The organism is Peptoniphilus indolicus, from assembly GCF_900454665.1.
Lineage (GTDB): Bacteria > Bacillota > Clostridia > Tissierellales > Peptoniphilaceae > Peptoniphilus > Peptoniphilus indolicus.
Genome location: NZ_UGTH01000001.1, coordinates 350,175 through 364,513 on the forward strand (window position 1 = coordinate 350,175; position 14,339 = coordinate 364,513).

Consider the following 14,339-nt stretch of genomic DNA (forward strand, 5'->3'; position numbering starts at 1 on the left):
GATGCTCTTTTTCATTTAAAGATAATTTTCTACTTTCTGCTTATTTTTTCTTAAATACATATTTTCTAACATTTTAAAAGGTGAACTCAACTATAAGCTCACCCTTTGTTATATCTTTTTTATTTTTTATAATAGTAATCCAAAGACTATACTTCCTATTACTAATACCATACCCCCGCCAAGTCTTGATGACAATTGTGCGTATGATATAAGCCCCATACGGTCTGCTGCTCCAAGAACTGCTATATCTCCGGAACCTCCTCTGTTTGCCATGCAAAGACCTGCTGTTACCGCTGAGTCTATTGGATAGAATCCTACAAAGTATCCGATTATAGCCGAACCTAGTATAGCTCCTATAACTATTAGAAGAGCCATCACTGTATTACTTAAAGTTATTGCTGCTCCTAATTCAAATAGCGATGTATCTGCTCCAACTCCAACCATGATGATTAAAATCATGTTTTTAGTAAAGAATGTTTGCATTTTCTTACACGCCGTTCTAAGTTCTCCCGGAATAATTCCAAGTCCATTAGCTAATGCTACAAAAACTATCATCCAAGCAAATTGGTGAATTGGCACTTGCGTTGATACCATTGGCCATAATGTCTTAGAGAATACTACACCCACTTGATAGAATGTAAGCCCTAATAACATTGCTCCTACATATTCTTTAATTCCAGGTTCATAATTATCTTCTGTGTAAACTATTTCGCTACTATTTCTCATAAGGTTAGTTTTATCACCAGTTAGAGATTTTTTTGAGTTACCGATTTTATTTAAAACCCCACCTGAAATTATTGCGAATATATTAGCTATTGTTAAGATTGCTATTGCGAATGAATAATAATCTCCAGCTGAGTTTCCTGTAACTCTTTCATAGATTTGGCTAAGTGGAACTGCTCCGGCTCCATTTCCCCCACCCATAACTGGTAGTACATATTTAATAAGGGTTTCTGTTGGACTAACTCCAAACACCATGCCACCCAAGATACCTAATAAACTAGCTCCAGCTAAACCGCCTAATATAGCTGGTATATAACCTGCAAATGATTTAAGCATTAATTCTCTATTAAGCCCCAATATTGAACCCGTTATCAATACAATTATAAATAAATTTAGAATTCCCATATCTGATGTTACTTGGTCCATAAGCTCTATATATTGTTCAGGAATCACTTTATAGTCTTTTAATGCCGCTGTACCTAAGAATGCTAATACAAGTCCACCACCTACATAAGTGTTCCAAATAGGGATTCTATCTCCTATCTCATTTAGGATTACCCCTATTACTAACATAAGTGCAACTCCGCCAACTATATCAGTTGTCAAAACTCCAAGATAAGTTGCTGCAAGAACCCCTATCGAGAGTGCCAATAGCATTGGAATACTCATACCGAAATATTTTTTGTTCATATTTTCCCCTTTCTCAAATCAATTGTCTTCAATTTCCATCTCTTTGGCCTTATTATTTTCATAATTTACTATTTCAACTATATACTCATAAGACCTGTTTAAATGCTGTTCTATAATAGCATTTAATTTAGCTTCATCTTTCCCTATCATCGCTTCTAATATTAGGCGATGTTCTTCAACTGCAAGCCTACTTCTATCTCCCTCATCTCCACTGAATGAGATCTGTCTAAATCTTGATAAATAGTTTTGTAACCCTGTTTGTATAATTCTAAGTCTTGGCATCTTAGCCAACTTATAAATTTCTTCGTTGTATTCATTTGAATACTTTATCAAACTTTCACTGTCTTTTTTTGAGGCTGCAAATTCCGAGTATTCTAAAATTTTATTAATATCATCTATACTTTTCTTAGTTAAGTTTTTAGATGCTTCTTTAAATGCCAATTTTTCTAGTGATGTTCTTATCTTATAAATTTCATTTACATCATCTATAGAAATTAGCTTTATATGATAGCCAAAGTTTTTAGTATAATCTAATAAACCTTCTTTACAAATTTCTTGTAATGCTTTTCTAAGAGGAGTTCTGGATACGTGTAAACTCTCTGCCAGCTCTTTTTCATTAATACGTTGTCCGACATCCCACTCTCCAGCAACTACTCTCTTTCTCAAATCTAAATATAAATTTTCAGCTAATGTAATCATAAAACCCCTCCTATGCTAGATTATTTTTACCCATTCTGATAGAATAATTTTATGATTTTACACATATATTTTTATAAATATTTAGGTTTTTTAATTACATCTATTATTGTTCCATCTCTATATTCAACCAAAGCCACAACTTTGTCTTCAAATTCAATTGGGTCAGCTACTCCAACTATTGACTCAGCGATTTCAGCTAACTCATCAATTGTCTTTAGTGGTAAGTCTGTTTTTTCCAGTTGCTCTAATATATCTTTTCTATTAGGGTTTACACATACTCCATAATCTGTTACCAAGACATCAATAGTTTCTCCCGGTGTAGTTATTGAAGTTAGGCTTCTTCTAACTGTAGCAAGTCTACTTCTGATAAGTGGGGCTACTATTATTGTGCAGTTCGCTCCTTGAGCTGTATCAGGGTGTCCACCCGGCGCACCTTGGATTTTACCGTCAGAACCTTGTACTACATTTACATTGAAGTCTGTATCTATTTCAAGACAACCTAAAATTACATAGTCTAAATAGTTTACAAAAGCTCCCTTGTTCATTGGGTTAGCATATTGTGAACAAGATATTTCAAAATGTTTAGGGTCATCATAAGCTGATTTAACTGATGCAACGTCAAATGCCTGGTCATCTATAAGTTTTTTAATATATCCTTCTCTTAATAGATTTACCATTGGTTCGGTTATACCGCCTAAACCCCAGCCCATTTTAATATTCTTTTCATCCATATATTTTTTTAGAAATCTTGTTACTGCAAGAGATGCCCCGCCTGCTCCTGTTTGGAATGTGAAATCTTCTTTAAACCATTCAGTTGAAGCCACTACCTTTGCACAGTATTCAGCCATCTTAAGTTCTCTTACATCATTTGTCATTCTTATTGCCCCGGATGCTATTTTACTGGGGTCACCTATTTCATCTACTTTTACAACATAGTCTACATCAACTGACTCAATTGGTGCGGGGAAGTTTGGAGTTTCTTTTATAGTATCTGTGATTACTATAACTTTATCTGCATATTTTGCATCTACATCTGCATAAGATAAAACTCCACAATCATTCTTTCCACCTTTCCCTGATGCATTTCCTATAACATCAGAGCTTGAAGCTGCAATAAATGCAACATCAATTTTTACTTGTCCGGTTTCAATTGCTCTAACACGTCCGCCATGACTTCTAATCCACGCCGGATTTTTAAGCTTTCCTGCTGAAAGGGCTTCACCTATTTCGTCTCTAACACCACTTGAAGAAATGCCAGTTATTGTTCCATCTTCAATCATAGGAACCATATTTGCATGAGCTTTTCCAAGACTTGATGCACATACGAATAAATCTTTAATTCCCATTTCGTGAATTACTTCCATAACTTCAGCACACACATAATCTCCATTTCTCAAATGGTGGTGGAAAGATATTGTCATTCCATCTTTTAAACCGACTTTTTCAATTGCTTCTTTTATTGTGTCTACTAACTTTGACTCTCCACTTGAAATATTAGCTTTTACAGTTGGAGCTGCTTTTGTATATACATAATCTTTTCTATACTCTGCACCTTGATAAACTTCTATTCCATCTTTTAATAACTCATCAGGTATCTCTCTACCTAAACTATTTTTCATACGAGATCCCCCTTATATAATCCTGCAGCTTTGGCTAATTTCAAGTTTCTTACAGCTCCTTCAACGTGGGCTATATCAACCATCTTGCCATCTACAATCATTACACCTATTCCTTTTTTCTTATTTTCTTCAACAGCAAGCACAATTCTTTGAGCTTCTTCTATTTGTTTTTGTGTTGGATTGAATACATTGTGTATTGTTTCTATTTGTCTAGGGTTGATGACACTCTTTCCATCAAATCCCATGTTTCTTATAAGTTCAGTTTCTTTTATAAGACCTGCTTCATCTTCAAGGTCTGTATAAACAGTATCGAAACACATAACTCCAGCTGCTCTTGCGCTCAATACAATCATAGACCTTGCACTGAAAAGTTCTTCTCCGGTTTTAGTAGTTTGCGCATGCATAGTTCTTCTGAAATCTCCGGCACTAAGTGCAACACCCATCATTCTGTCACTTGCTTTACAGATTTGGTAAGCATTTAAAACGCCAAGTGGAGATTCAAGAGCTGCCATAATCATAGTCTTGCCCTTTTCTATTCCAAACTCTTCTTCAGCCTTTGTAATTTCTTCTACTGTTTTTATTACATCTTCTGCTGTTTCAGTCATTGGTATCCTTATACCATCACATCCACCAGCAACAGAAGCTCTTACATCTTCTTTGAAATATTCTGAGTCTACGGCATTTATTCTAACCCAGACTTCTGTGTCTCCGTAATCTCTACTCTTTAAAGTGTTGTATAGGTGAATTCTCGCAGAATCTTTTTCACTTTCTGCAACTGCATCTTCTAAGTCTAAAATCACACAATCTGCACCATATACGTAAGGGTCTTTTACCAATGATGCTTTTTGAGCATTTAAAAACATCATTGTACGTCTAATATCTCTTCTCATAGTTTTGACCCCCATGGTAAATTTGAAGTCTGGTCCACTGCTCTAAAAACTGCTGTTTCAACTCTTGCCTTTAGAGTACATTCTAAAGCTCCTTTATCTTGAACTTTTACTTTTGCCTTTTCAACTTCTAAATCTTTTAAAACTTCTCTAACTGTTTCATTAATTTGGCGTCCAAATTGAACCATAACTGAACTTTCAATTTCAACTTGTAAATCTTCAGCCGGTTCAACTCTAACCAATGCATCGCTGGACTCCAAAGTTCCGGCAACTGCATCATGTTTTAATTCCATAACTCCCTCCAAAACAATCGTTTTCTAAAACTTCAATTTTAATTACTTTTCATATTATAAATTATAGATGCCCTCTTTTGACTATTTAAACCTTTAAAAACATCTAAAGAACAATTTTTATTTAATATTTAATAGAACTTGTATTTTTGCACTTTATATAAATAAAAAAACAGTCAAAAACTCTATCTCAATAAAATATCTGACCGTTTAAAGTTGTATATTAATTTATATTTAAAAAATATATAAGCTTTACTTGATTTTATTCAATCTCATTCAAAATTAAACCACTTATATAAGCTAACATTTCCTCAACGCTATGCGCTCTTGAGCTGGAACAAATTTTAGAAGGTTTGTCACATATAAAACACTTCCTCTCTTCTTTATTGATGTCTTGCCTTGAAACACTTCCATCAGCTGTCTCAACGTCAATATCATATAGCCTTCCTATCGGAGTTTCTTCTTCTATTTCAACCATATATTCTTTAATAATTTTAGAATCTTCTATAACACTAAAAATATATTCCGGTCCCGTCTTTAAATTTTGAACTGACTTTTTTTCTATGTCTATTCCATTTTCTAAAAGCTTTTTATCTATTTTTTCAACTGCTTTATCAAATACTTTTAATATCCAATCATTGTTTTTAACTTCCCCAGGAATATTCAATTTCAAGCACACAACACAATTCTCAGAATTTAAAAGTTGTCTTATTTGATACACTCTTTCTTCTCTTCTATCCATTACTTCTACAATTGAAGGTCTTGACCCGTCATTAAAAATATTGTCTTTTAAGTTTTCTTCCATAAAAAAATACCTCTCACTCTGTTATAATTTTAATAATACCACAATCGAGGAAAATTAATATGAAATATATAAATTCAAATAAAATAGATATTTTCTGTAACTGTTTTTTAACAGCTGTACATTCTGAATTGTCACGAAAGCGAGGCTATGGTTGTGTAAACTATACTTCAAACGGTTCACACACAGATATGGACCATAACACTTTTTTAAATTCTGCGAGCGCAATAGTGGATCAACTAAAAAAAGTGGAAGGCTCTGATTTAACAGATTTCAAGAATTTAAAAAACTTCGGAGTCAAAGTAGAAGAGGCTATGTTTAAATCAACCAATGGAATAAACACTCACAAGGGATTAATATTTTTAATACTGTTTGTCTACAGAGAATGGCTACTAAATACTGACTATTCTGAAATTTCAAAATCTATTAAGGAATTTTCAAAAGAGTTGACCTGCGACTACACAAATCCTCAAAACAGTGCCAAACTTCATACTTTTGGCATAAATGACATTCGTACATTTCCACTCACCGGTTACGAAACAGTATTTAATTTTATAGATTTAATAAAAGAAAATTATTGGGATGAAGACAAAAAAACTCTTTATCTAATTGCAAATATAGATGATACAACAACCATAAAGAGAAGTGATATAAAGACGCTTAAATTTTTACAGAATAGGGCTCTGGAAATTCTAAATAATTACGATGAAAGGTTAGCTGATGAACTAGACAAATTCTATGTGAAAAATAACATTTCATCCGGAGGCATTGCAGACGTATTGACTACTGCAAATTTAATTTTAAATTTATATGGAGGTAAAAATGCAAAAATTATGGATTGATAAAATAGAATCTGACTACAATAAATGGGCAAATTTATTAAAAGAATCCGGACTAAAGACTGAAAATACTGTGCATGAAACTTATGGAATTTTTGAAAATGATGTTCTCGTTGCGACCGGCTCCACATTTGAAAATATAATTAAATGTATCGCAATTAAAGAAAGTTATCAGGGCGGTTCTGTTTTCAATGAGTTGATTTCTTTTTTAATAAATACTATTTACGAAAAGGGATTTAAAGATATTTATGTTTACACAAAACCGGCATCTGAAAAAGCCTTTTCTTTTCTTGGATTTAAAACTATTGAAAGAGTTGGAAATGATTTAGTTTTTATGGAAAATTCTACAGATGGTTTTGGTAAATATATAAATTCTTTAGTTGCTCCTAAAATTTCAGGAACTGTGGGTTCGATAGTAATGAATGCAAATCCATTTACTAATGGGCACTTGTACTTAGTCGAACAAGCTAAAAAAATGTGTGATGTGCTCCATATTTTTGTGGTTAGTGAAGATAAATCTGTCTTTGATTTTAACACAAGGTTAAATTTGATTAAGCAAGGTACAAGCCATTTAAATAACGTCTTCTATCATCCTACAAAAAATTATTTGGTATCTTCTCAAACTTTCCCATCTTATTTTTTAAAGGAATCAGTGAGTGTAACAGAAGTGCATGCAGAGCTCGACAGCAGAATATTTAAATACCATATAGCTCCTAAGTTAAATATTGGATATAGATTTGTAGGAGAAGAGCCTTTTAGCAAACCAACTGAAATTTACAACGAAACTATGAAAAAAGTATTTAACTATTCTCCAAATCCAAACTATCCTCTGCTTGAGATTATAAAGAGAACTGAAGTTGATGAAAAACCTATATCTGCTTCTACAGTTAGAAACTTAATTGCAAATGGAGAGTTTGAGCAAATTGAAAAGTTAGTTCCTAAAACAACTTATGACTTTTTAAAGTCTGAAAAAGCTAATCATATAATTAAAAAACTACAAAATGACCCTCTAAAAGGATTTAAACAATCTGATACAAAATAATTGAAAAAGGATATGTCAGTTCCCCGGCATATCCTTTTTGTTGTTTTTCTTATTTGATGTCAAGAGTTACTTTTTCTTCTACAGCTTTTACTATAGATTCATTAACAAGAGCTTCTGTAATCTTTTCAAGTTCATCATAGATTTCGATATCTTTATCGTTTTCGATGAAATTTACAGTCTTTCTTACAACGTCATAAGCTGCTTGAGTTCCAACTCCAAGTTTGAATCCTTCTTCTTTTCTGAAGTCGATAGCTTGAACTGCTGCCATGATTTCAGTTGCAACGATACGTCTTGAGTTTGCAACGATATCTCTAGCTTTTCTTGCAGCTATTGTTCCCATTGATACAAAGTCTTCTTGGTTTTCGCAAGATGGGATTGAATCAACACTTGCCGGATGAGCAAGTACTTTGTTTTCTGATGCAAGTGCTGCTGCAGCGTATTGAGTAATCATGAATCCTGAGTTTAGGCCAGGGTATTTTACTAAGAATGAAGGGAAGTCAGATAGTTGTGCATTTACTAATCTCTCAACTCTTCTTTCAGAAACATTACCTATTTCAGAAGCACCAATTCCTAGGAAGTCAAATGGTTGTGCCATTGGTTCTCCATGGAAATTACCGCCTGAAATTACTTCTGTATCAGAAATAATGATTGGGTTATCAGTTGCTGCGTTAATTTCTATTTCAACTTTTTCCTTAACATAAGCTATTGTATCTTTACTTGCTCCATGAATTTGAGGGATACATCTTAATGTATAAGGGTCTTGTACTCTTATATCAGCTGTGTGAGTTAGGTAAGTTGAACCTTCAGTTAATGCTCTCATGTTCTTAGCTGTTGCTAAACATCCATTGTGAGGTCTGATTGTGTGAAGTTTTTCATAGAATGCATCTATAATACCTCTGTGAGCTTCTAGTGAAAGTGCTCCAGCGATGTCTGATAATTTTAAAAGTTGAATTGCATCGTGTGTAGCAAGAGCTCCAATTGCTGTTAGAACTGTTGTTCCATTGATTAATGCAAGACCTTCTTTTGCTTGAAGAGCTATAACTTCAACACCGGCTTTTTCCATAGCTTCCTTACCTGACATAAGTTCGCCTTTGAAATATGCTTTTCCAAGTCCAAGCATTGGAAGTACCATGTGTGCTAAAGGTGCTAAGTCTCCACTTGCTCCTAGTGAGCCTTTTTCCGGAATGTGTGGAACTACTCCATTATTTAGCATGTCAAGAATTGTATGAACTGTTTCAAGTCTTATCCCGGATACACCTTTAACAAGTGAGTTAATTCTGATAAGCATGATAGCTCTAACTTCATCTTCTTTTAGAGGTTCACCAAATCCACTTGAGTGAGTTCTAATTAAGTTTTCTTGAAGTTGAGAAGAATCTTCTTTGGAGATACTTACTTTACAAAGAGAACCGAAACCAGTTGTAACTCCGTAAACAACTCTTTCTTCTTCTACTATACCATCAACGATTGCACGAGATGCTTTTACTGCTTCTTCTTGTTCAGGTGCTATTTCAACTTTTACGCCTTCTCTGGCAACTGCAACTACTTCTTCAAGAGTTAAGTCTTTACCATTTAAAATTACTTTTTCCATTTTTTCCTCCTATTTATCCTTTATCCAAATAAATTGATAAATTTGTTTATAAATTGATTAAGATGCAGTTTAGTTCAAAACTACATCTTAATTGCTACCTATTAATTATCCAAATATCATTGTAGCTACAACCCCACCTATGATTAGGAAGATGTCATAAGCTATGAATGTAGGAACACAAGTGTCCCAAATGTGATTGTGTTGTCCGTCTGCATTAAGTCCTGATGTAGGTCCTAAAGTTGAGTCAGACGCCGGAGAACCTGCATCACCAAGAGCTGCTGCTATACCTATTAAAAGAATAATAGATGGTGTTGAAAGTCCTATTTGAAGTCCCAATGGGACATATATTGCTGTTACAATTGGAATAGTTCCGAATGATGTACCTATACCCATTGTTATTAACAAACCTACAAGTAACATTATGAAAGCTGCTACTGCTTTTGAACCTGACATATATACTGCTGCTGCATCAACAAGTTCTTCAACTGCTCCACTTGTTCTTAATACATTAGCATATCCTGATGCTACTAACATTACAAAAGCTATAAATCCCATCATGCCAATACCGCCGTTAATTACGTCGTCTAAGTTCTTAATTTTTATACATCCTGTTAGAAGCATTACTATAAGTCCGCCTAGCGCTCCAAGTGGAAGTGATTCTGTTATAGCTGAAATTGCCGCTGTGACAATACACCCCGCAAGAGCTCCCCAAGCTTCACGAGACATTACAGCTTCTCCTGTATCTTCTTCAGCCCCTACTATCGGAAGATCTTGATATTCACGTTCTTTTCTATATAGGACAAGAACACAGAAGATAAGACCAACTAACATTGAAAGACCGCCTATCCACATTACTCTCTTAGTATCTGAAACAGATATAGGTAAACCGGCTTGAGTTATATTATCTACCAATATTTGGTGGAAAATTAAACCAAATCCAAGTGGTAATGAAATATAAGGTGCTTTAAGACCAAATGTAAGAGCACATGCTAATGCACGTCTATCAATTTTAAGTTTATTGAATACAGTTAGTAGCGGTGGAATTAATATAGGTATAAAGGCAATGTGTACAGGTACTAAGTTTTGTGAAAAACATGAAATAAATGCCAAAGCAAAAATTAAAAACATCTTTTTACCTGATAAAACCTTTGCAATCTTTTGTGATAAGATTTTTCCTAAACCACTTCTTGCAAGTCCCACTGCAAATGCTCCAAGTAATATGTAACTAAGAGCTGTCGCTGAGTTACCTCCCATACCACCAATTAACAAACTCATTATAGAACCGTCGCCTTCAACTAGTGGCATTCCCGCAGAGAATCCTGCTACCATTGCAGATACTATGATTGCTAAAAGTACGTTAAATTTTAACAAACAAAGTATGCACATTACTAAAACTGATATAACAACCGGATTAAATAATATCATATAATTTCCTCCTTTTTATATTTACTCGGTTTTTATGATCTAATTATAATCAATTTCCATCAATTAGATGTCAACTATTATTAAATTTAATACGATTTATTATATAAAATTTTATTTTACTTCATTATAACTTTACAATAGATCTTGCTTTAATCTATGGAAAGTGAGCTTTTTCTATAAAAAACGTCTAATTATCGTCTTCTAAAACATTTTCACTATTATTCTTTTGTATCTTCACTGTAACTGTTATAAAAAATTTTTTTAAATATTTAATGTTTATTTAAATTTATTTGACTCAAAAAAATATTTTATAACTCTATAATAAATTTCTTTCAATTTTTCAACCCGTTAAATAAAGAAAATTCCTTTTATTTACATTATTGTATTGTTTTTTCTTCTAAATTTTGTCAATTTATTTAGAGAAAATTTAATCTTAAAATAGTAAAATCAAATTTATAAATAATTATCTCTTTACAAATTCATCAAGTTTTTACTGGAAGTATTAGATTTAAATATTCACTGATAATTATTATTAACTAAAATGTTTTCGTCTATTTTATCTAAAATTTATTTTTAAATTTTATTAATATTTAATTTTAAGTTCAAGCTTCCAATTTCAAAACGTCTAAAATTTGTTGCGATTTATAATAATATTTGACTTAAATGTTTTCATATCATAAAATTGTGTTAAGAGGTGAAATAAATGGACAAAATTTACTTACAATTATTTGGTGTTCCCCAATTCTATTTAAATGGAAAACAAATTTTATTTCCTTATAGTAAGATAAATGCTTTGATATATTATCTTGTGTTAAATAAATTTATAACTAGAGATGAAATTGCCAATTTACTTTGGCCTGATGAAAACGAAAAAACAGCTAAAAAGAATCTTAGAAATGCTATTTATCAAGCAAAAAAATGTGTTGGAATAGACTTTATAATTTCTCCTAAAAAATCTGTTTTGGAGATAGATAAAAATTTGGATATTCAATGTGATGCAGACCTCTTTAATCAAAATCCAATAGAACATTTAGACCTTTATAAGGGAGAATTCCTACAAGGTTTTTTTATAAAAGAAGCTGAATCTTATGAATACTGGGTTACTAAAATGCGTAACTACTTTGAAGAAAAATTTATTTCAACTTCTTATGATAAATTAGAAAAAGACATTGCTGAAGAAAATTATGAAAATGTCGAAAAAGAAATTAACAAACTAACTCAAATTGATGAATATGACGAAAGAAATTTCCGTCTACTTATGAAATTTTATCAAAAAACAGGAAGAAACGGAAAAGTTATAGAAACTTATTATAACTTAACTAAGTTATTACAAGATGAACTTGGTGTAAGCCCTGATTTAGAGACAAAAAAAATTTATGAAGAATCAATAAAGCGTATAAATTTAAATAACAAGCGCCCCAAATCTCATGATGAATATTTCTTCGGTAGGTTTGATGAGCTGGCTGCGATTCAAGAAAATTTAAAATTTTTCAAAACCGATAATTTAAAATCAATAGTTCTGTATGGTGAAGCCGGAATTGGTAAAAGCGCCCTCAAGAGAAAGGCCTTTGAACAAATTGATTCCAATACTACTATATTAGAAGCTTTTTGTTATCAAGCAGAAGAAAATTATGCCCTTAGACCTATAGGCGTAATGATAAATAAAATAGGAAAACTTTTAAAAGAACTTAAAATTCCACTTCCTACTTTCTGGGATATAACTATAAAAAAATTGTTCCCAGCTTTTGAAGACTCTGCTAAAGACATAATTTTATTAGAAAACATACAACCATTGAATTTTGATTTACTCACCCAAGTTATAGTTGAAGCTATAAAAAAAATTTCAGCCAAACAAAATTTAATACTGATCTTTGAAGATATTCAATGGATGGATCAAACTTCTATTAAATTACTTACTTCTGTCATATTGAGGCTAAATAAAGAAGCTATGTTTTTTATGACATCAAGAAAACAATTTAATAGAGATTTTGAAGATATGGTCAGCACATTAATTAAATATAACTTACTTGAAAAAATTGAATTAGATAGATTTTCAAGAGACGCCACTGCAGAGTTTGTATCAAAAGCACTGCCTGAAACTCAAATCAAAGATGAACTAATTGATAGAATATATTCCGAAACAGAAGGCAATTCTCTTTTTTTATCTGAATATGTTAATCTCTTAAAATCATCGAATTCTTCTAATCTTATGACTCAAGAGATGATAGATGCAATGAAGTCAAGATTTGCTTATCTTTCAAAACCGGAAAGAGATTTGCTCGATATAGTAAGCTATTTCTACGACGAAGCTCCTCTCTCTCAAATAACTGAAATAAGTGGACAAGGTGAGTTCGATATTATAGGTCTTTTAGAAAACTTAGAAAATGCAAATATATTAACTGAAAGAGAACATAAAAATGATACCAGAATCATGTTCACTCATTCAAAACTCAGAGAATATATATACATGACACAAGCCAATTCAAAGAAAAAAGTTCTTCACAAGAGAATTGGACAACTTTTAGAAGCCGACTTGAAAAATAATAAAAGTCTATATACTTACTCAAAACTTGTTTACCATTATTCAAGTGCCGGAGAAAATTTAAAAAGTATAAAATATAAATTAGAAACTTTAAACTACTATCTAAATTTTTCTCATGAACTATTCCCTATACTTAATGTGTCCGAACTGGACGAAGATGCAAAGATTTATATTTCAAGAGATAAAATTCAAGAAATGTTTGATAAATTAGAAGATAATTTTTCAGATATTAAGAAAAATGAAAATGAAGAAGATGTTAAACAACTCGAAGTTGAATTTTATTATATGAAAGGCAGATACTTAATACGATATGGTTCTTATCAAGAGGGAATTGAAGATATAAAATATGTAATATCTAAAGCTAAAGAAATCGACAATAAAGACTATATCTTAGATGGATATAAGCAAATGATTTTCTATAATATCCAAACTAACAACTCGAAAGATATGCTTGAATATATTGAATCAGCGCTAGATTTAGCCGTAATTTGCAACTATCATAAAGAGATTGGAATACTGCTCAGATTAAAAGGTCTTTACAATATGATGATTGGCAACACATTCCTTGCCGAAAAACTTTTCACCGAGTCAATCAACACATTTACAGTAACAGATGAAGTCGCAAATAGATATGCAATCAATATAGCTGCAGCTTACAACTACATTGGTGAAATTAGATTCCAAGATTTAAAATTCAAAGAAGCTATTGGTAAATTTGAAAAAGCCATTGAGCTTTCAAAAAATAAAAATGCTCTTTCTTCTCTATCTATTTTCTATATAAATAAAGGAAAAGCACACTTTGCAAACAATGAACTTGAACTTGCAAAGGAAGAATTTAACAAAGCATATTCTCTTTATGGACAGTTCGACTCATTTTGGAAACGTCCTGTCTTGGATGCTTATATGGCACTTTGTGAAGTTGAAGATAAAAATTATAAAAATGCTTCAGCACACCTTAGAACAGCATTTAAATTTGCATCTAAAATGGAAGACCCAAGAGCTCTTGGCACTGTTTATTTTGCCGGTTATAAAATATTTAAGTCTCTTGACCACGATATAATAAACGATGAATTTGTCGGTTTATTTACTGAAAAAGAAGATTTCTATAAAGAAAATGCAATTGCAAACTTAGATAAATTCAGAGATAATTTTGAAATAAGCAACTTATAAAAAATTTAGGGAGTTCTATTGAG

General features: G+C 32.1%; 11 protein-coding genes. 3 read left to right on the plus strand and 8 right to left on the minus strand.

What is annotated here, in order from left to right:
* Positions 1 to 126: 126 nt before the first annotated feature.
* From DYE58_RS01785 to citX, 6 genes are all read right to left on the minus strand, one after another.
* A complete protein-coding gene (locus tag DYE58_RS01785) occupies positions 127 to 1,413 on the minus strand; it encodes a 2-hydroxycarboxylate transporter family protein (RefSeq protein WP_115311959.1) in 1,287 nt (428 codons plus the stop codon).
* A gap of 18 nt (positions 1,414 to 1,431) precedes the next feature.
* Positions 1,432 to 2,112, minus strand: a complete 681-nt coding sequence (locus DYE58_RS01790; RefSeq protein WP_004822075.1) for a GntR family transcriptional regulator — start codon at positions 2,110 to 2,112, stop codon at positions 1,432 to 1,434.
* A 71-nt stretch (positions 2,113 to 2,183) separates the two neighbouring features.
* Positions 2,184 to 3,731: a citrate lyase subunit alpha gene (gene citF, locus DYE58_RS01795; RefSeq protein ID WP_004822074.1), complete on the minus strand. Its 1,548-nt coding sequence runs from the start codon at positions 3,729 to 3,731 to the stop codon at positions 2,184 to 2,186.
* A complete protein-coding gene (locus tag DYE58_RS01800) occupies positions 3,728 to 4,621 on the minus strand; it encodes an aldolase/citrate lyase family protein (protein ID WP_004822071.1) in 894 nt (297 codons plus the stop codon). Before DYE58_RS01800 ends, citF begins: the two co-directional genes overlap by 4 nt.
* Positions 4,618 to 4,911 (minus strand): citrate lyase acyl carrier protein, encoded by a 294-nt coding sequence (gene citD, locus DYE58_RS01805; protein WP_004822070.1) that lies wholly within the window; start codon positions 4,909 to 4,911, stop codon positions 4,618 to 4,620. The genes DYE58_RS01800 and citD overlap by 4 nt, the downstream gene beginning before the upstream one ends.
* A 259-nt stretch (positions 4,912 to 5,170) precedes the next feature.
* Complete coding sequence (citX, locus tag DYE58_RS01810) at positions 5,171 to 5,713, minus strand: citrate lyase holo-[acyl-carrier protein] synthase (protein WP_115311960.1); 543 nt, start codon at positions 5,711 to 5,713, stop codon at positions 5,171 to 5,173.
* Positions 5,714 to 5,772: 59 nt separating this feature from the next.
* Between citX and DYE58_RS01815 the strand changes: the two genes are divergently transcribed.
* Positions 5,773 to 6,552 carry a triphosphoribosyl-dephospho-CoA synthase gene (locus DYE58_RS01815; RefSeq protein WP_115311961.1) on the plus strand — a complete coding sequence of 260 codons (780 nt, stop codon included), beginning with the start codon at positions 5,773 to 5,775 and terminating at the stop codon, positions 6,550 to 6,552.
* Entirely contained in the window at positions 6,533 to 7,591 is a 1,059-nt protein-coding gene (gene citC / locus DYE58_RS01820; protein WP_050794634.1) for a [citrate (pro-3S)-lyase] ligase, read from the plus strand. Before DYE58_RS01815 ends, citC begins: the two co-directional genes overlap by 20 nt.
* A 49-nt stretch (positions 7,592 to 7,640) precedes the next feature.
* Here citC and hutH read toward each other — a convergent pair whose 3' ends face one another.
* Together hutH and DYE58_RS01830 are read right to left on the minus strand one after the other, a co-directional pair.
* Positions 7,641 to 9,179 carry a histidine ammonia-lyase gene (hutH, locus tag DYE58_RS01825; protein ID WP_004822064.1) on the minus strand — a complete coding sequence of 513 codons (1,539 nt, stop codon included), beginning with the start codon at positions 9,177 to 9,179 and terminating at the stop codon, positions 7,641 to 7,643.
* A gap of 105 nt (positions 9,180 to 9,284) precedes the next feature.
* Positions 9,285 to 10,604 (minus strand): Na+/H+ antiporter family protein, encoded by a 1,320-nt coding sequence (locus DYE58_RS01830; RefSeq protein WP_004822062.1) that lies wholly within the window; start codon positions 10,602 to 10,604, stop codon positions 9,285 to 9,287.
* 703 nt (positions 10,605 to 11,307) lie between these two features.
* Here DYE58_RS01830 and DYE58_RS01835 point away from each other — a divergent pair.
* Positions 11,308 to 14,316, plus strand: coding sequence for a BTAD domain-containing putative transcriptional regulator (locus tag DYE58_RS01835; RefSeq protein WP_115311962.1), 3,009 nt, complete (start codon positions 11,308 to 11,310; stop codon positions 14,314 to 14,316).
* The last annotated feature ends 23 nt before the right edge of the window (positions 14,317 to 14,339 follow it).